The sequence below is a fragment of the Hamadaea sp. genome (assembly GCF_013362815.1).
In the GTDB taxonomy this organism is placed as follows: Bacteria; Actinomycetota; Actinomycetes; order Mycobacteriales; family Micromonosporaceae; genus Hamadaea.
In genome coordinates, this window is the sequence record NZ_JABFVK010000043.1 from 83,046 (window position 1) to 101,170 (window position 18,125).

The window sequence follows — 18,125 nt, forward strand, 5'->3', positions numbered from 1 at the left end:
TCGATCACCCCGTGACCCGCGACGCTGCGGCGTACGCCGTCACGGCCCCGAGATCCCAGAGCGACTCCCGGTCGGCCGGGCCGGGCGCACCGACGACGGCCACCGGTTCCCGCGTACGCACCCAGGACATCCCGCCCGCGATCGTCTCGACCGCCCGCACCGCTCCGGCGGTGTCGTTGTTGCCGTGGACATACAGCCCGTACGCCAACCCCGCCGTGTCAGTGAGGCACGGGTAGTAGACGGTGTCGAAGAAGTGCTTCAGCGCGCCGGACATGTACCCGATGTTCGCCGGAGTGCCGAGCAGCACAGCGTCGGCGGCCAGTAGATCGGGGACGGTCGCGGTCAACGCCGGCCGCGTGAGGACCTCGACCCCTTCGATCTCGTCCGTACGCGCTCCGCCGAGCACGGCTTCGAGCATCTCCTGGAGTACGGGCGAAGTCGTGTGGTGCACGACGAGTAGACGGGCCACGCCTCTCAGCCTGCCACGCCGTCTCGGACCTGGCGGCGGTCGCCATGGCACAGCGGAGTTGATCACGACGTTCGGGAGTCGATCAGGGCCCTGGGGACACGACACGCCGGCCGATCACGCCCGATAGTTCATGATCGCGCAGAGAAAGGCGGGGGGCGGGGGCGCGCTAGGAGAAGGCCGCGTCGTAGAGCGAGAGCCAGCGAGCGGCGCGAGCGGAGTCGAGCGAAACGCCGTAGGCGGCGAGGAAGACGTCGGCGTACCCGGGACCAAGGTTGTAGGGCTGTTCAAGGCTGCGCAGCGCAACAGCCAGATCGAGCCACCGGTCGGCGACGCAGAGGTCCCCGAGATCGATGTACCCCGTGACGACGTCCCCGGTCAGGAACGCGTTCGGCAGTACGTAGTCCCCGTGGCATACGACGAGATCGGTGGACTCCCCTGAAAGTGGGAACCAGAACGGGCATTCGTCCACCGGCACGGTGTCGTGGAAGAACCGCAGCCCCTGGGCGAACGCGGTCACCAGCGCAACCGGATCGGACGACCGCAGCGGATGCGTCGAAGCGTCCACACCGGACAGTGAAGCGGTCATGAGCCAGTCGTGGTCGCCGTCGCTGCCGAACTCCACCACCTCCGGCACGCGCACCCACGACAGGGCCCAGCGCGTACGCAGTGCCTCGTCGTGCAGCCGACCGGTCGAAGGGGTCAGCTTCACGTAGCGAACGGAGCCGTCCGGGCTGGTCAGCCGATACGTCGGCCGACCGGCCTCCCACTCGTAGACCTTCTCGGCGTGCCATTTGGCGTACCGGTCGGCGAGATCGTGCACCGGCAGCGGCTCACCGAGCCCCCGCCGGGTCACGAGGCGCGAGCGGACCGGACGCCTGCCGCCAACTCTGAAGTCAGGGCGCGCAACGAGGCGAGGGTCGGGTCGTCTGCCACGGCCTTCACCAGGGCGCTTCCCACGATGACGCCATCTGCGTACCGGCCTACCTGCGCCGCCTGCGCCCCGTCGCGTACCCCTAGACCAACGCCGACCGGAACCGGAGAGTGAGCCGCCTTGACCCGCGCGACCAGGTCGGGGGCCGCGTCCGAGACGGCGTCGCGCGCGCCCGTGACGCCCATGACCGCCGTGGCATAGACGAACCCGCGGCAATGCGCGACCGTCATCGCGATGCGCTCGTCGGTCGACGAGGGCGAGACCAGGAAGATCCGGTCGAGCTTGTGCTCGTCCGACGCGGCCAGCCAGTCCTCGGCCTCGTCCGGGATCAGGTCCGGGGTGATCAGGCCTGCGCCGCCCGCCGCGGCCAGATCGCGCGCGAAAGCATCGACGCCGTAGCGGTCCACGGGATTCCAATAGGTCATCACGACTACCGGCACGCCCTTGCCGGTCACGGCCTCGACGGTCGCCAGCACATCTTTGGTACGCACACCGCTCGCCAGCGCTCGCTCGGTGGCCCGCTGGATCACCGGTCCGTCCATGACCGGATCGGAGTAGGGCAGTCCGACCTCGACGAGGTCGACGCCGGAGTCGATCAGGGCGTCGATGGCGTCGATGCCGCCCTGGACCGTCGGGAAACCGGCCGGCAGGTAGCCGACGAGCGCGGGGCGGCCCTCGGCCAAGGCCTTCTGGAACAGGCTCATACGTCCTCTCCGTTCTCGAACAGCCCGAAGTACGCCCCGGCGGTGTGCATGTCCTTGTCACCGCGTCCGGAGAGGTTGACGACGATGGTCGGCTTGCGGCCGAGTTCCTTCGCGAGCGTGGGAGCGATCCGCAGCGCACCGGCGAGCGCGTGCGCGCTCTCGATCGCCGGGATGATCCCCTCGGTGCGGCAGAGCAGCGCGAACGCGTCCATCGCCTCGGCGTCGGTCACCGGCTCGTAGCTCGCCCGGCCGGTGTCGTGCAGCCAGGCGTGCTCCGGGCCGACCGCCGGGTAGTCCAGCCCGGCCGAGATCGAGTGCGACTCGATGGTCTGCCCGTCCTCGTCCTGCAGCAGGTACGTCCGAGCGCCGTGCAGTACGCCGGTCTCCCCGGCGGTGATGCTCGCCGCGTGCCGGCCGGTCTCGAAGCCGTCGCCACCGGCCTCGAAGCCGTAGAGGCGTACCGACTCGTCGGGGACGAACGCGTGGAACGCGCCGATCGCGTTCGACCCGCCGCCGATGCAGGCTGCGACGGCGTCGGGGAGCGTACCGGTCAGGGCCAGGCACTGCTCCCGGGCCTCGACGCCGATGCCGCTGACGAAGTCGCGGACCATCGCGGGGAACGGATGCGGACCGGCCGCCGTGCCGAGCAGGTAGTGCGTGGAATCCACATTGGTCACCCAGTCGCGCAGCGCCTCGTTGATCGCGTCCTTGAGGGTGCGGGAACCGTGGGTCACCGGAATGACCTTCGCGCCGAGCATCTTCATGCGCGCCACGTTCAGCGCCTGCCGCTGGGTGTCGACCTCGCCCATGTAGACGACACACTCAAGATCGAGGTATGCCGCCGCAGTGGCGCTCGCGACGCCGTGCTGGCCCGCGCCCGTCTCGGCGATCACCCGCTGCTTGCCCATGCGCTTGGTGAGCAGCGCCTGGCCGAGCACGTTGCGTACCTTGTGCGCGCCGGTGTGGTTGAGATCCTCCCGCTTGAGCAGGATGCGCGCGCCCGCCCGCTCCGACAGCCGGGTGGCGTCGAACAGCAACGACGGAGTTCCGGCGTACTCCCGGAGCATCCGGGAGAACTCCCCGGTGAACTCCGGATCGGCCATCGCCTTGCGGTAATGCGCGTCCAGCTCGTCCAGGGCGGCGACGAGCGCCTCCGGCACGAAACGGCCGCCGTACGGGCCGAAGTGGCCCCGGGCGTCGGGCTGCATCGGCGCTCCTCCGTTTTTCCTCAGCGGACGGGTCGCGGTGTCTTGGTCTACCGAGCCGGTCGCGGTGTCTTGGTCTATCGAGCCGGTCGCGGCGTCTTGGTCTACCGAGCCGGTCGCGGCGTCGCCGGGTGGTTTCCGGCGTTGACCAGTTCGGCGACCGCCTCGCGCGGGCTCTTCTGCGTGACGAGACCCTCCCCGACGAGGACGGCATCGGCGCCGGCGCTCGCGTACCGGATCAGGTCCAGCGGGCCGCGTACGCCCGACTCGGCGATCTTGACGACCTGGTTCGGCAGGCCGGGCGCGATCCGCTCGAAGACCGAGCGGTCGACTTCCAGCGTACGCAGGTCACGGGCGTTGACGCCGATGACCCGGGCCCCGGCCTCCAGCGCCCGGTCGGCCTCCTCCTCGGTGTGCACCTCCACGAGGGCGGTCATGCCGAGGGACTCGATCCGCTCCAGCAGCCCGACCAGCACCTTCTGGTCCAGCGCTGCCACGATCAGCAGGACGAGGTCGGCGCCGAACGCCCGGGCCTCGTGCACTTGATACGTGGAGACGATGAAGTCCTTGCGCAGTACCGGGATGTCGATCGTCGCCCGGACGGCGGCGAGGTCGTCCAGCGAACCGCCGAACCAGCGGCCCTCGGTGAGCACGCTGACACAGCGAGCTCCGCCCGCGGCGTACTCCCCGGCCAGCTCGGCCGGGTCGGGGATCTCGGCGAGCGCTCCCTTCGACGGCGAGGACCGCTTGACCTCCGCGATGACGCCCACACCCGGGCGCCGGAGCGCGGCGTACGCGTCGAGCGGTGCTGTCGCAGCCTCCGCCCGCCGCCGGATCTCCTCCAGCGGAACCTCACGCTGACGTGCCTCGACGTCCTCCCGGACGCCGGCGATGATCTCGTCGAGAACGCTCCCCGTCACCTGCGTTTTCCCATCTCCAGGTGCCATGGGTGGATGCTAGGCGGCGAGATGTCGGCCTCGGACTCGGGGGTATGGCGCGCGCCACCGAGTGGAATGGTGCATAATGCCGGGCCGCCCCCGTGACGGCCCGGCACGATCTCGCAGCTCAACTCTGTCGCAGCGCCGGCATCGGGATCGGGATGTTGTAGAAGGTCGCTCCCGCGCCCATGCCACCCTCACAGGTGTTCGGCGGCTGAGTCGTGACGCCCCGCGTCGATGGCCGCTCGGCCGCCCAGAACATGTATCCGAGCAGTCCGGAACTCGTCCCGGCGCCGTTCGGGGCGGCGGTGGTCAGCCACGAACCGGTGCTGTTCTGCAGCGAGGCCGAGAAGTTCGTGCACTCCGGCCGGACCTTGCTGCCCTCGGCGACGTAGAGGCCGCCGGTGAACTTCGCCGGAGCCAGCGGCAGGACCGGCGGGGAGTAGGTCGACTTGCCGTCGAGGTGCTCCTGCCAGTTGGCGATCGCGCCGGAGGTCGACGGCTGCCGGGCCGGGACCATGGCGTTGGCGTAGTCCAGCACCGGAGTGTCGGTACGCAGCCAGTCGGCGGTCGCCTTGCGGTTGATGTCGATGAGCCACCGGTCCCCGGCGGCGGTGTCGATCGTCAGCCGGGCCTTCGGGTCCGCCCCGGAGGCGTCATACGGGTGCGCCGCCCGGTACGCCGTGATGAAGTTCTGCAGCTGGACGAGGTTCGGGTTCGAGTTCTGCTCGTAGTCGATCTCGATGCCGACGCCGAGCTGAGTCGCGACCGCCGCCGCCCGCTGCCCGAGCAGGGTCCCGTTCTCGGCGAGCGCCGCGTCCCACTCGTCGGTGTAGGTGATCCCGCCGATCGACAGCATCACGCGAATGCCGTGCGAGGTGAAGTAGTTGACGATCTCCGGCGTCATCCCTCGGGGTACGCCGTTCACCGTCGCCGTGTCGTTCGTCTGGTGCAGCAGCTTGAGCGGTTCGACGAAACTCAGCACGACCACGTTGACGCTCGGCCGCCCGTCCCCGCGGTCGATGAGCCAGTGGTTCTTCGAGTCGAACTCGGCGACCGTGCGTACGGTGCCCCAGATGCAGGCGTCGTCGCTGCAGTGCCAAGCCCCATAGATCTGCGGTGGTGTTCCGGCCGCCTGCGCCGGGGCCGGAGCGGCCACCATCCCAACGGTCACGGCCAGGAGAAATGCGAGCAACCTTCTCATGGAAAGAAACTTAACTACTTAATTACCTAGTGAACGCTCGGCCGATCGAGCGAGGCAGTTGTCACGCCAGTGTCACGAATCGGAAATCCGCAGCGTAGAAGGTATGTCTCAGAACACTTGAGACGCCCGGCACGTTGAGATGCGTTCTTGGCCTCGGCTGACCAGAATGGTCGTCGGGCATTCGTCAGGAGGCGGTCGTCATGTCCACAATCGCACCCGAACGGGACATCACCGCGGTACCGCGCGCCGTCATCGTGTTCAGCGCCCGGCTCCTCGGCCAGCTGCAACGCGCCCTCGTGGACGAGAAGGCGATCTCCACCGCGCAGGGCAACGCCTGGGACGCGGTCTGCGCCGACCGTGCCCGCGCCGCCGAACGGGCCGACCTTCGCGCCCGTCTTCGCCGCCCCTGAGGCACCGCACCTCCCCCGCCTTTTCCGCGCGATCATGAACTTTCCGTCTTGATCGCCCGGCGTGTCGTGTTCGCAGCAGCCTGATCGATCCTCCGACTCCCTGATCGACAAGGCACCTACGGACCTCGCTGCGGCTAGATCCGGTGCCGTTTTACGATCCGAAACGGAGATCAGTTCCCGCCGTATGCGCCCGGGGGGCCGGATCGATCTTCAAAACGGGCCGCCGATCGCTGATCACGGGAACTCGATCATGAGTCGGCGTTGATCATCGGTCCGCGCGCGTAGGTCACCGCTGCGGTTGCGGTCGCCGTCGCGGTTGTCGCAGTCGCCAAGGACAAGATCATGTGCCCTTGGCCGGCGATTCGAGCGGCCCAAGCGAGATCATGTTCCGACCATCAGCGCTTAGCGGCCTTTTTCCGCTGACCAAGGGCACATGATCTTGGGGCGGGCACGGACGGACAGGCTCGCGGACGCGCGCCAGCCAGCTGGTTGATCAGGGTCCGACGGAGTCGATCAGGGCGCTCGGGACACGACACGCCGGACGAGAAGGACCTTAGGTTCATGATCAACGGGGAGGGGCGGTGGGATCCTCGCCGCGATCGATGGCGTCCCACAGGTCCTTAGCCGAAGCCGAAGACGAAGGCGAAGACGACGAAGAGGGGGACGAAGGAGAGGGCGAGGAAGCCCGCCCGGTACCGCGGATGCGCGGCCACAGCAGGAGGGCCAACGCACCGGCGAACGCCGCCAGCGCCACTGCGCGTACCACTGAAGAACTCACGAGCCAGGTGATGCCGGCGGCGACCACCACGACGAGCAGTACGCGGTTCTTCATCGCGCGGCCCGCAGGGTCTGCGCGGCGGCGATGGCCGACAGGACCGCCATGGCCTTGTTGCGCGTCTCCTGTTCCTCGGCGGCGGGGTCGGAGTCGGCGACGATACCGGCCCCGGCCTGCACATATGCTCGCCGGTCGCGGATGAGCGCGGTGCGGATGGCGATGGCCATGTCGAGGTCGCCGCCGAAGCCGAAGTAGCCGACGGTGCCGCCGTAGAGGCCGCGGCGCGTGGGTTCGAGCTCCTCGATGATCTCCATCGCGCGGACCTTGGGCGCGCCGGACAGCGTGCCGGCCGGGAAGGTCGCGCAAAGCGCGTCGAAGGCCGACTGTTCCGGGCGCAGTTCGCCGGTCACGGTCGAGACGATGTGCATGACGTGGCTGTAGAACTCGATGGTGGCGAACTCCGGCACTTCAACGGTGCCCGGCCGGCAGACCCGGCCGAGGTCGTTGCGGCCGAGATCGACGAGCATGACGTGCTCGGAGCGTTCCTTCGGGTCCGCGATCAGCTCGTTCGCCAGGCGCGTGTCGTCCTCTGCGGAGACGCCGCGCGGTCGCGTGCCCGCGATCGGGTGCAGCAGCGCCCTGCCCGACGCGTTGACCTTCAGGTGCGCCTCGGGCGACGATCCGACGATGTCGAAGCCGTCGTAGCGAAGCAGGTACATGTAAGGACTCGGGTTCGTCGTCCGCAACACCCGGTAGACGTCCAGCGCGTCGGCCTCGCACTCGGCCTCGAACCGTTGCGCCACAACGATTTGGAAGCAGTCGCCCGCGCGGATCGCGGCCTTGGCCGCCTCGACCGCCTTCGGGAACTCACCGTCCGCGGTACGGCTACGCAACGCGGGCACGCCCCCGCTCACCGTCGATACCAGCGGTGGTGTCGGCCGCGACAAGGCCGTCGTCATCGCGTCCAGCCGGCCGACTGCCATGTGGTACGCCGCCCGAGCGTCCTCGGTGGTGCCGTCCGCGGGGAGAACCGCGTTCGCGATGAGGATCGCGGCTCCGGCGTAATGGTCGAGGACCACCAGGTCGGTGGCCAGCATCAGGCCGAGCTCGGGCAGGTGGAGGTCGTCTTCGGCGAGACTCGGCAACCGTTCCAGGCGGCGGACGAAGTCGTAGCCGAGGAACCCCACGAGTCCACCGGTCAACGGCGGGAGGCCGTCGTCGAGGTGGTCGTGCCCCAGCGCGTCGAGGGTGGCCCGCAGGACTTCGAGGGGATCACCGGCGCTGGGCAGGTCGGCGGGCGGATTGCCGAGCCAGACCGCCTGACCGTCGCGTTCGGTGAGGGTGGCCAGCGAGCGTACGCCGATGAAGCTGTAGCGCGACCAAGCAGCACCGGCGGCGGGTTCGGCCGATTCGAGCAGGAAAGTGCCGGGGCCACCGCCGAGCTTCTGATAGACGCCGACCGGAGTCTCCCCGTCGGCGAGCAACCGCCGCGCGACGGGCAGCACCCGCCGTCCCTGCGCCCGCTTCTCGAAGTCTTCGAGGTCCGGGGTTACGGCACCAGACAGCATCAGGCCCCCAACGGCAGTTCGGTGAAGAAGCACGTGGGCGCGCCCGTGTGGCAGGCCGCCCCGACCTGGTCGACGTCGAGCAGCAGCGCGTCGCCGTCGCAGTCGAGCCGAACCGCCTTGACGTGCTGCACGTGCCCGGAGGTCTCGCCCTTGACCCAGTACGCCTGGCGGCTGCGCGACCAGTAGGTGGCCCGGCCGGTCCGGAGCGTACGCGCCAACGCCTCGTCGTCCATCCAGGCCAGCATCAGCACCTCGCCGGTGTCGTGCCGCCGGGCGATGGCGGCGACGAGCCCGTGCTCGTCCCGTTTGAGCTGCTGGGCGATGGCTGGGTCGAGGGTCGAGTCCGGCATCCCACGATTCTCCCGCGCTCTGTCGGGGATCTGCGACAGGGGCAGGCTTGACCATCCCTCGGAACTCATCTAGCGTTGAATTCAACAGGCAATGAAATCTGGGAGGAGCTGAGTATTCAGTGATCGAGGTCAAAGACCTGGTGGTCGATCGCGGCAAGCTGCGCGTACTCGACGGGTTCACGTGCAGCGTCCCGACCGGCAGCATCACCGGGCTGCTCGGCCCCAGCGGCTCCGGCAAGACCACGCTGATGCGCGCGGTGGTCGGGGTCCAGCTCGTCCGGAGCGGCACCGTGACCGTGCTCGGCCAGCCCGCCGGGTCGGCCGCGCTCCGCCACAAGATCGGTTATCTGACCCAAGCACCCAGCGTGTACGCCGACCTGACGGTCCGGGAGAACGCGCGTTACTTCGCCGCACTGCACGGGCTCGACAGTGCGCATGCCGATCAGGTGGTCGTCGACGTCGGCCTCGGCGGCGCGGCCACCCAGCTCGTCGGCGACCTGTCCGGCGGCCAGCGCAGCCGGGCCTCGCTGGCGTGTGCACTGGTCGGTAAGCCGGAGATCCTGGTGCTCGACGAGCCCACGGTCGGGCAGGACCCCGTCCTCCGGGACGAGTTGTGGGCGCGTTTCCGGCAGCTGGCGGCCGACGGTGCGACCGTGTTGGTCTCGAGTCACGTGATGGACGAGGCCAACCGGTGCGACCGGTTGCTGCTGATCCGCCGCGGCGAGCTGATCGCCGACGACACTCCGGCGGCGGTCAAGGCTTCCGCCGGAACCGAAGACCTCGACCAGGCGTTCCTGACGCTCATCCGCCGCCACGGCGACGCCTTGGATCAGGGTGCCCCGCAGAAGGGTGAGTCGCGATGACGCTGCTGCACACCACTGCCCGGATCCTCCGGCAACTGCGGCACGACAAGCGCACGATCGCGCTGCTCGTGGCGGTCCCGACGCTACTGCTGACGTTGCTGTACTTCATGTACGACAACCAGGAGATGGTCTTCGACCGGGTCGCCCTGATCATGCTGGGGCTGTTCCCGTTCATCATCATGTTCCTGGTGACCAGCATCGCGATGCTCCGCGAGCGGACCACCGGAACGCTGGAACGACTGTTGACGACGCCGTTGCGGCGGACGGATCTGCTGTTCGGGTACGGCATCGCGTTCGGCCTGGCCGCCGCGATCCAGGCGACCATCGCCAGCGCTTTGGCGTACTGGTTGCTGGATCTCGACACCGCGGGCAGTCCGGCGCTGGTCATCCTGATCGCCGTCACCAACGCCGTCCTGGGGGTGGCGCTCGGGCTGCTGGCCAGCGCGTTCGCCCAGACGGAGTTCCAGGCGGTCCAGTTCATGCCAGTGGTCGCCCTGCCGCAGATCCTCCTGTGCGGGCTGTTCGTCCCCCGGGACCAGATGGCCGGGTGGCTCCAGGCGATCAGCGACGTCATGCCGCTGACGTACGCCGTCGAAGCCCTCCAGCAAGTGGGCGCGCACGCCGACGCCACCGCGACGATGTGGCGTGACCTCGGCATCGTCGCCGGAGTCGTGGTGCTGGCCCTGGTGCTCGCCTCGCTGACCCTGCGACGGCGTACGCCGTGACCCCCTCCCGCGTTGATCATGAACCTAGGGTTCGGTTCGCCGGCGATTCGCCGCCCCGAAGTCCATGATCAACGCGGGAAGCGGCGCGGGGCTCGGGGCGGGGCGGGAGGCGGCTCGGGGCTCGGGGCGGGAGGGGGCGCGGGGCGCCGATCGGCAAGCAGCGCGACGTTAAGGTGGATCACCGTGATGGCGAAGAGGACCGGCCGCCGCCCTGGCAGCCCGGACACGCGTGAGGCGATTCTGGCGTCGGCGCGGCAGGCCTTCGCCGAGCGCGGCTTCGACGGGGCGACCGTACGCCAGATCGCCGCCGGAGCCGAGGTCGACCCCGCCCTGGTACACCACTATTTCGGCTCCAAGGAGCAATTGTTCCTCGCCACGATGAAGGTGCCGATCGACCCGCGCACCATCATCGACGGAATCGCCGGCAACGGCGTGGAGCACGCGGGCGAGACGCTGATCCGGATGTTCGTCAAAGTATGGGACTCCCCTGCCGGCAGTGTCGGCGCGGCGCTGATCCGGTCGGGAATGAGCAACGAACTAGGCGCGCGGATGCTGCGCGAATTCCTCGTCACCCAGATCCTTCGGCGAGTCATCAAGCAGCTGGGCCTCGATCCGGCCGAAGCTCCGGCCCGGGCGGCGCTTGTCGCCTCGCAGCTCGCCGGGCTCGCCATGATGCGGTACATCATCAAGCTCGAACCGATCGCCAGCGCGCCGGTCGAGGACCTCGTCGCCATGATCGGGCCGACGATTCAGCGCTACATCAGCGACCCGCTTCCGACGCTCGGCGGGTGATCACTCGGTCGTGGAGTTGATCACCCGGAAACCGGAATGGCGACCTGGGAAAACGCCGTTGATCACCCCGACTAGTTCATGATCGCGCGGAACTCGCGCGGACGATCAGCGCACAGGCCGCGGCGGCCGCACCCGCCAGCGCTACGGCCGCGGTTGCTCCGGTGGTCAGCGCGATGGCCCCGAAGACCGCCGGACCCAGGCCTTGCGCGGTCATCAAACCCGAGCCGAGCACGCCGAACGCCTGGCCGCGCAGCTCCTCCGGCAACGCGTCGACGAAGCTCCGTTGCAAGCCCAACGTGTATGCGAAACCGGCGCCGGACAGCACCAGCAAAGCGGCGACGACCACCACGGGTATCTCCAGGCCGAGCACGACCACGGGCAACCCCAGCAGCACCACGAGCGGCGCGGCCAGCCGTTCTCGCGTACGCGGAGCGACGAACCGCCCGACGACGAGGTCCCCGGCGAACATCCCGACGGGCAGGCAGGCCAGCAGATAGCCGGCCGTCCCCGCCGGGAATCCCCGCTCCGCCGCGTACGCGACGAGCAGCCCCTCCGCGCCGACGGAGAACGCCGGTGGGAGCCATTGCGCGAGCATGAGACGGCGTACGGCGCGATCCCCGAGCAGGGTGCGGTTGGCCTGCCAGCTGTGCCGGACGACGCCACCGCCGGGAGCCGCCGGGACGGCGGGGAGGTTCGGCATCCGCAGCCGGATCGTGATCGCGGCGATCGCGTGGAGCACCGCGCTCACCAGCAACGCGTGCTGCGGACTGCCCAGCAGGGCGATCGCCGCCCCGCCACCGGCCAGGCCGACGAGCTGCGCCGCCGAGGCCGACATCGAGGTGAGCGCCCGCCCGAGCACGTACGCGTCCCCGGTCAGCGTCTCGGCGACGACCCGCGCCGACGCGCCGCCGAAGACGGGTACGAAGGTCGCGATGACCGCCACCAGCACGAGACAGGCCCACGCCGGGAGCGGAACCGTCGCCAGGAGCACCGCCGAGACGCATTCCACGGCGTACCCGATGAAGATCACGAAGCGCGGGCGGACGCGATCCGCGAGCGACCCGACGAGCGTCGAGCCGATGAGCTGGGGCAGGAACCCCGCGCCGAACGCGAGCGCACCCAGGAGCGGCGACGACGTGGCCGCGTAGATGAGCACGGACAGCGCGAGTATGCGCAGCGAGTCGGCCGCGATCGCGAGCGAGCGCGTCACGAAGAGCAGGCGGTAGATCGGGTCGGCGAGTACCTCGCGGTAGGTCGCCCGCTGGACCTCGGGCTGGAGCAGTGTCGTCACGGGGACAGCCTGGTGGCGGCGGCGGACCGGCTCGAATGATTCGCCGAGCGACGTAAGGTCAAGTTGTGATGCGATTCGAGGCCGGACCGGACGACCTGCTGCACAGCCGGTTCGCCCTGTCCCCCGCGATGGAGCTGGCACAGGTGCTGCGCCGGCTCTGCGGCTTCGACCGCCACTCCGGTACGCGTCCGTCGCTGGACCGGTTCCGGCCCGCCTTCGAGCGTCTGCGCCGGGAGACCGAACTGGACGCCATGCTGGCGCTGAACTACGCCCATGGCGGGCCGAACTTCACCGCCTGGCCACCGTCGGGCCTGGCCCAGACCTGGGCCGACGACCTGGCCGCCACCCGGGCGACTCCGCTGCGGGTGGCCCGAGCCGACATCGCCGACTGCCTCCGCCGCCGGCCCACCGCCGAGCCCCGGGTGCTCGCAGTCCTGCGCAGCCGGAACGTCGTCGAACGGATCGCGACGGCGCTCGACGCCGCCTGGCACGAACTGATCGCACCGGACTGGCCGCAGCTGCGGGCGATCTGCGAACGCGACGTCGTCCATCGGGCCGGACTGCTCGCCCGATCCGGCTGGGCGGCGGCGCTGGACGGGCTGCATCCCGAGGTCAGCTGGCGCGACGGCGGCATCGACGTACGCGCGCTGCGCAGCCGGGGCCACGTCGACCTCGGCGGCGAGGGCCTGCTGCTGATCCCGTCCGCACACATCTGGCCTGGGCTGGCGGCGTACTCCGACTCGCCGTGGCCGAAGGCGATCATCTATCCGGCCCGAGGGGTGGCCGCGCTGTGGGAGCGGCAGCCACCGGCCGCCCCGGACGCATTGGCCGACCTCTTAGGACGGTCACGCGCCCGGTTGCTGCTGGCCCTCGACGATCCGGCCAGCACGACCCAACTCGCCCGCAGCCTCGGCCTGGCCACCGGAGCCGTCGGCGATCACCTCGCCGTCCTGCTGCGGGCCGGACTCGTTCGGCGGGCCCGGGACGGGCGATCTGTCCTTTATGGGCGTACGCCGATCGGCGACGCCCTGGCGGGCTCCTCGCCGTAGCCCCCTCGCTCGCCCGCCCGCTCGCGCCGCTCGCTGCGCCCCTTTTAGCTGCAGATCACGGTTATGCATGCTTCCGACCGCCCCGGAAGCCTGCGTATCCGTGATCCGCATACGACGCCACCTGGGTTTCTTCGCAAGTAAAAACTGTGTGACTGAATTGTTATCGCCAGCAACAAACCATGCCCTTGCGCGGACACCTCGCGACAACATACGTTGCCGGGCACAACAAACCATCGTGTGACCGGTCGCACGTTTCCCCTAACCCGCGCCCCGCCCATCCCCCGAGAGGAAACCGAGCGAAGATGCGCAGGAGCCTCCTTGCCCTGACCGCCGTCGGCGTCATGACGGTCGGCACCCTCGCCGCCTGTGGCGGCAACGACGACAACACCGGTTCCGGCACCACGAAAGAGCCGAAGATCGGCGTGATCCTGCCGGACAGCAAGTCCTCGGCCCGCTGGGAGACCGCGGACCGCAAGTACCTCGAGGCCGCGTTCAAGGCCGCGGGAGTCAAGTACGACATCCAGAACGCGCAGAACGACAAGGCGGCGTTCCAGACGATCGCCGACCAGATGATCACCAACGGCGCGACCGTTCTGATGATCGTCAACCTGGACTCGGGTACGGGCAAGGCCGTCATCGACAAGGCGCGCCAGCAGGGCGTCGCCACCATCGACTACGACCGCCTGACGCTCGGTGGCAACGCGCAGTACTACGTCAGCTTCGACAACGAGGCCGTCGGCAAGCTGCAGGGCCAGGGCCTGGTCGACTGCCTGACCAAGAAGAACGCCACCAAGCCGGTCATCGCCGAGCTCAACGGCTCGCCGACGGACAACAACGCGACGCTCTTCAAGAACGGCTACGACTCGATCCTCAAGCCGAAGTACGACAGCGGCGACTACGTCAAGGGTCCGGACGAGTCCGTCCCGGACTGGGACAACACCACCGCGGGCACGATCTTCGAGCAGATGCTGACCCGGCAGAAGGGCAAGATCGACGGGGTCCTCGCGGCCAACGACGGTCTGGGCAACGCGGCGATCACCATCCTCAAGAAGAACAAGCTGAACGGCAAGGTCCCGGTGACCGGCCAGGACGCGACCGTGCAGGGTCTGCAGAACATCCTCGCGGGTGACCAGTGCATGACGGTCTACAAGGCGGTCAAGAAGGAGGCGGACAACGCCGCCGCCCTGGCGATCGCGCTGGCCAAGGGGGAGAAGAAGGAGACCGGCAAGACGGTCACCGACCCCACCACCCAGAAGGCCATCCCGTCGGTTCTGCTCGAGCCGCAGGCCATCACCTTCGCCAACGTGAAGGACGTCGTCACGGACGGCTACGTCACCAAGGCTGAGCTGTGCACCGCCGAGTTCGCGGCCAAGTGCACCGAGGCCGGCATCAGCTGACCTTCCGCTGCAAGACTGGACGGCTCGCCGGCGTTTGCTGACGTCGGCGAGCCTTTCCTCCGCCCGTACCCCGTCGCGGCGCCCCACCCCGAGGAGAACCACCAGTGAGCGACACCACCGCCCCTCCCCTGCTGGAGCTACGGGGCGTGAACAAGAGCTTCGGCCCCGTGCACGTGCTGCGCGACGTCGACTTCACCGTCCGGGCCGGCGAGGTGACCGCGCTCGTCGGTGACAACGGCGCCGGCAAGTCCACCCTGGTCAAGTGCATCAGCGGCATATACACCAGCGACTCCGGCGAAGTGCTGGTCGCCGGCGAACGCGTGCACATCCACGGCCCGCGGGACGCCGCCCACCACGGCATCGAGATCGTCTACCAGGACCTCGCGCTCTGCGACAACCTCGACATCGTCCAGAACATGTTCCTCGGCCGGGAACGCCTGAGCGGCATCATCCTGGACGAGCCGAGCATGGAGGAACTGGCCCAGAAGACCCTGGCCGGGCTGTCGGTGCGTACCGTGAAATCGGTGCGCCAGCTGGTCTCCAGCCTCTCCGGCGGTCAGCGCCAGACCGTGGCCATCGCCAAGGCCGTGCTGTGGAACAGCCGCCTGGTCATCCTCGACGAACCGACCGCGGCGCTCGGTGTCGCGCAGACCGCCCAGGTTCTCGAACTGGTACGCCGCCTGGCCGACAACGGCCTCGCCGTCGTGCTCATCTCGCACAACATGAACGACGTCTTCGCCGTCTCCGACCGGATCGCCGCCCTCTACTTGGGACGTATGGCGGCCCAGGTCAAGACGACCGACGTCACCCACGCCCAAGTCGTAGAGCTGATCACCGCCGGTCGCAGCGGCAGCCTCGGCCTGCAGCCGGAGGAGGCACTGTGAGCACCGCGACGACCACCACGACGGTCGCCCCGTCCGACGGGGGCGCCGACAGCCCGCTCTTCGCGTACGCGAAGAACTACGGCCGTAAGTTGCGCGGCGGTGAAATGGGCGCGTTGCCTGCGGTCGCCGGCCTGATCGTGCTGTGCGCGGTCTTCACGCTGGCCAATCCGAACTTCCTGACGCCCTCCAACATGGCGAACCTGTTCACCCAGGGCGGGCCGATCACGGTCATCGCGATGGGCCTGGTCTTCGTCCTGCTGCTCGGCGAGATCGACCTGTCGGCCGGGTTCACCTCCGGGGTCTGCGCGGCCGTGCTCGCGATCCTGCTGACCAACGAGGGCTGGCCCTGGTACGCCGCCGTCGGCGTCTCGATCGCAACCGGCGTCGCGATCGGCTTCCTGCTCGGGTTCCTCGTGGCGAAGGTGGGCATCCCCTCGTTCGTCGTCACGCTGGCCGCCTTCCTCGCCTTCCAGGGTGTCGTCCTCAAGCTGCTGAAGGAGGGCACCAACATCTCCATCCGCGACAACCAGACGGTCATCATCGCGCTGGAGAACGAGTTCCTCTCGCCGCTGCTCGGCTGGGTCTTCGCCGCTGTCGCCGTGGCCGCACTCGCCGTCGTCCAGATCGTCATCAAGATCAAGCGAATGGGCCGCGGCCTGAACTCCGACCCGTGGGAGATCATCGCCGTCCGCATCGGCGGTCTGGCCGTCCTGCTCGGGGTCGCCGTCGCCGTGCTCAATCAGGAGCGCTCGCGCAATCCGTTGATCTTCGGCTCGCTCAAGGGCATGCCGATCATCGTCCCGATCATCGCGGTGTTGCTCATCCTCTGGACGGTCGTGTTGCGCCGCACCAGGTTCGGTCGCCACGTGTACGCCGTCGGCGGCAACGTCGAGGCGGCCCGCCGAGCCGGCATCTCGGTGGACCGCATCCGCATCTCGGCGTTCGTCATCTGCTCCGGCATGGCGGCGATCGGCGGCATCATCGCGGCGAGCCAAGCCCGCTCGGTGGACCCGAACACCGGTGGTTCCAACGTCCTGCTGTACGCCGTCGGCGCAGCGGTCGTCGGCGGCACCAGCCTCTTCGGCGGCCGTGGCCGGGTGCTCGACGCCGTCCTCGGCGGAGCGGTGGTCGCCGTCATCAACAACGGCATGGGCTTGATGGGCTACAGCTCCTGGGTCAAGTACGTTGTGACCGGCTCCGTGCTGCTGCTCGCCGCGGGCGTCGACGCCCTGTCTCGGCGACGCTCGGCGGTCTCCTAGCCGGGCGCGCCGAGGACGACTGAGATGCCGCTGGCTGGATCAGGGTTCCGCGTCGAATCTTGGGGCAAGATTCGACCGGGAACCGTGATCCAGCGCGAACGCGACGAGATGACTGTCCGGAAAGGACGCTGAATGCGGGCGGGACCGAGCCAGGAGGAGATCCGGCGCCAGAACCTCGGGGCGCTGCTGCGCTTCGTGCATGTGCGCGGCCAGATCTCCCGCGCGGAACTCACCTCCGAGCTCGGTCTCAACCGCTCCACCATCGGCGCGCTCACCGCGGAGCTCGCGGCCGTCGGCCTCGTCAGCGAGGAGGCGCCTCGGGAGACCGGGCGCGCGGGCCGTCCGTCCCTTGTGGTCCGCGCGTCCTCCGAGCAGGTCTACGCGTACGCCGCCAGCATCGGCGTCGACCGGATCAGCGCGGCCCGGATCGGGCTCGGCGGCGTGATCATGGATCGCCGGGAGGCCGAACGTCCCGCGGAGGACGTCGTCACCCCGTTGCGGGAGTTCATCGAGTCGATGGAGGCCGGCGTCGGCCCCGGCGCTCGCTGCATCGGGGCGGGGGTGGCCGTCTGCGGCCTCGTCCGCCGCGCCGACGGCGTCGTACGCCTCGGTCCCCACCTGGGCTGGCTAGATCAGCCGGTCGGGGCGGAGTTGCGGGAGAAGCTGCCCGATCTGCTGCCGAGCGTGGTCGTGGGCAATGTCGCCGACCTCTCGGCGCTGGCCGAGCACACCCGGGGCTCGGCCCAGGGCTGCTCGAACATCATCTACGTGTACAGCGACGTCGGCATCGGCGCGGGCATCATCGCCGGCGGCCGGCGCGTCACCGGGCACGGCGGCTACGGCGGCGAAGTCGGCCACATGGTCGTGAACCCGAACGGACGGCCGTGCGGGTGCGGTTCCCGGGGTTGCTGGGAGACCGAGATCGGCGAGGAATCACTGCTCCGGCACGCGGGGCGGACCGGTCAGCTCGGCCGGGACGCCGTACTGGCCGTCGTGGACGCCGCCGCCCGGGGTGACGCCGAAGCGCAGGCGGCCGTCCGGCACGTCGGCGACTGGCTCGGGTTCGGCGTCGCCAACCTCGTCAACATCTTCAACCCAGAACTCGTCGTCTTCGGCGGCACCATGCGCGACGTCTATCTCGCGTCGGCCGCCCAGGTCCGTAGCCGCCTCAACCACAACGCGCTGGCCGCCTGCCGGGAGCACGTTCGGCTGCGTACGCCGCAACTCGGGGACGACGCGGCGCTGCTCGGCGCGGCCGAACTCGCCTTCGAGCAGTTGCTCGCCGACCCGCTCGGCTGAGCCCTCCCACCC

At 69.3% G+C, this 18,125-nt stretch carries 19 protein-coding genes; 9 read left to right on the forward strand and 10 right to left on the reverse strand.

The annotated features are described in order from the left end of the window. Positions 1–4: 4 nt before the first annotated feature. The 6 genes from HOV77_RS20575 to HOV77_RS20600 form a co-directional block, all read right to left on the reverse strand. The gene (locus HOV77_RS20575) at positions 5–469 is read right to left on the reverse strand and encodes an NAD(P)H-dependent oxidoreductase (protein ID WP_290864068.1); all 465 of its coding nucleotides are present in this window, start codon (positions 467–469) and stop codon (positions 5–7) included. A 166-nt stretch (positions 470–635) separates the two neighbouring features. Then, the gene (locus HOV77_RS20580; protein WP_290864069.1) at positions 636–1,322 is read right to left on the reverse strand and encodes a phosphotransferase; all 687 of its coding nucleotides are present in this window, start codon (positions 1,320–1,322) and stop codon (positions 636–638) included. Beyond that, positions 1,319–2,104, reverse strand: coding sequence for a tryptophan synthase subunit alpha (gene trpA / locus HOV77_RS20585; RefSeq protein ID WP_290864070.1), 786 nt, complete (start codon positions 2,102–2,104; stop codon positions 1,319–1,321). The genes HOV77_RS20580 and trpA overlap by 4 nt, the downstream gene beginning before the upstream one ends. Further along, on the reverse strand, positions 2,101–3,312 hold the full coding sequence (gene trpB, locus HOV77_RS20590) for a tryptophan synthase subunit beta (protein WP_290864071.1): 1,212 nt from the start codon (positions 3,310–3,312) through the stop codon (positions 2,101–2,103). The genes trpA and trpB overlap by 4 nt, the downstream gene beginning before the upstream one ends. Positions 3,313–3,413: 101 nt before the next feature. After that, positions 3,414–4,256 carry an indole-3-glycerol phosphate synthase TrpC gene (gene trpC / locus HOV77_RS20595; RefSeq protein ID WP_290864072.1) on the reverse strand — a complete coding sequence of 281 codons (843 nt, stop codon included), beginning with the start codon at positions 4,254–4,256 and terminating at the stop codon, positions 3,414–3,416. A 118-nt stretch (positions 4,257–4,374) separates the two neighbouring features. Beyond that, positions 4,375–5,451 (reverse strand): hypothetical protein, encoded by a 1,077-nt coding sequence (locus HOV77_RS20600; protein WP_290864073.1) that lies wholly within the window; start codon positions 5,449–5,451, stop codon positions 4,375–4,377. A 200-nt stretch (positions 5,452–5,651) separates the two neighbouring features. Here HOV77_RS20600 and HOV77_RS20605 point away from each other — a divergent pair, with 200 nt between their 5' ends. Next, entirely contained in the window at positions 5,652–5,861 is a 210-nt protein-coding gene (locus tag HOV77_RS20605) for a hypothetical protein (RefSeq protein WP_290864074.1), read from the forward strand. A 565-nt stretch (positions 5,862–6,426) separates the two neighbouring features. On the opposite strand, the gene HOV77_RS20610 is transcribed toward HOV77_RS20605, so the two are convergent. The 3 genes from HOV77_RS20610 to hisI are packed head-to-tail and all read right to left on the reverse strand — an operon-like array spanning position 6,427 to position 8,554. After that, positions 6,427–6,693, reverse strand: a complete 267-nt coding sequence (locus HOV77_RS20610; protein WP_290864075.1) for a hypothetical protein — start codon at positions 6,691–6,693, stop codon at positions 6,427–6,429. Next, the gene (locus tag HOV77_RS20615; protein WP_290864076.1) at positions 6,690–8,204 is read right to left on the reverse strand and encodes an anthranilate synthase component I; all 1,515 of its coding nucleotides are present in this window, start codon (positions 8,202–8,204) and stop codon (positions 6,690–6,692) included. Before HOV77_RS20615 ends, HOV77_RS20610 begins: the two co-directional genes overlap by 4 nt. Next, positions 8,204–8,554: a phosphoribosyl-AMP cyclohydrolase gene (gene hisI, locus HOV77_RS20620; RefSeq protein ID WP_290864077.1), complete on the reverse strand. Its 351-nt coding sequence runs from the start codon at positions 8,552–8,554 to the stop codon at positions 8,204–8,206. Before hisI ends, HOV77_RS20615 begins: the two co-directional genes overlap by 1 nt. A gap of 119 nt (positions 8,555–8,673) precedes the next feature. On the opposite strand from hisI, the gene HOV77_RS20625 reads away from it, so the two are divergent. The 3 genes from HOV77_RS20625 (at position 8,674) to HOV77_RS20635 (ending at position 10,934) form a co-directional block, all read left to right on the forward strand. Continuing rightward, positions 8,674–9,417, forward strand: coding sequence for an ABC transporter ATP-binding protein (locus HOV77_RS20625; protein WP_290864078.1), 744 nt, complete (start codon positions 8,674–8,676; stop codon positions 9,415–9,417). Further along, complete coding sequence (locus HOV77_RS20630; RefSeq protein ID WP_290864079.1) at positions 9,414–10,142, forward strand: ABC transporter permease; 729 nt, start codon at positions 9,414–9,416, stop codon at positions 10,140–10,142. The genes HOV77_RS20625 and HOV77_RS20630 overlap by 4 nt, the downstream gene beginning before the upstream one ends. A gap of 186 nt (positions 10,143–10,328) precedes the next feature. Then, positions 10,329–10,934 (forward strand): TetR family transcriptional regulator, encoded by a 606-nt coding sequence (locus HOV77_RS20635; protein WP_290864080.1) that lies wholly within the window; start codon positions 10,329–10,331, stop codon positions 10,932–10,934. Between the two features lie 76 nt (positions 10,935–11,010). Here HOV77_RS20635 and HOV77_RS20640 read toward each other — a convergent pair whose 3' ends face one another. Then, complete coding sequence (locus HOV77_RS20640) at positions 11,011–12,225, reverse strand: MFS transporter (protein WP_290864081.1); 1,215 nt, start codon at positions 12,223–12,225, stop codon at positions 11,011–11,013. Between the two features lie 68 nt (positions 12,226–12,293). Here HOV77_RS20640 and HOV77_RS20645 point away from each other — a divergent pair, with 68 nt between their 5' ends. The 5 genes from HOV77_RS20645 to HOV77_RS20665 all read left to right on the forward strand — a co-directional run bounded on the left by HOV77_RS20645 (position 12,294) and on the right by HOV77_RS20665 (position 18,113). Next, positions 12,294–13,274, forward strand: a complete 981-nt coding sequence (locus HOV77_RS20645; protein WP_290864233.1) for a DUF5937 family protein — start codon at positions 12,294–12,296, stop codon at positions 13,272–13,274. A gap of 302 nt (positions 13,275–13,576) precedes the next feature. Beyond that, positions 13,577–14,671: a substrate-binding domain-containing protein gene (locus HOV77_RS20650; RefSeq protein ID WP_290864082.1), complete on the forward strand. Its 1,095-nt coding sequence runs from the start codon at positions 13,577–13,579 to the stop codon at positions 14,669–14,671. Between the two features lie 104 nt (positions 14,672–14,775). After that, a complete protein-coding gene (locus HOV77_RS20655; protein ID WP_290864083.1) occupies positions 14,776–15,555 on the forward strand; it encodes an ATP-binding cassette domain-containing protein in 780 nt (259 codons plus the stop codon). A 104-nt stretch (positions 15,556–15,659) separates the two neighbouring features. Continuing rightward, complete coding sequence (locus tag HOV77_RS20660; RefSeq protein WP_290864235.1) at positions 15,660–16,814, forward strand: ABC transporter permease; 1,155 nt, start codon at positions 15,660–15,662, stop codon at positions 16,812–16,814. Positions 16,815–16,946: 132 nt separating this feature from the next. Continuing rightward, entirely contained in the window at positions 16,947–18,113 is a 1,167-nt protein-coding gene (locus tag HOV77_RS20665) for an ROK family transcriptional regulator (RefSeq protein ID WP_290864084.1), read from the forward strand. Positions 18,114–18,125: the final 12 nt, after the last annotated feature.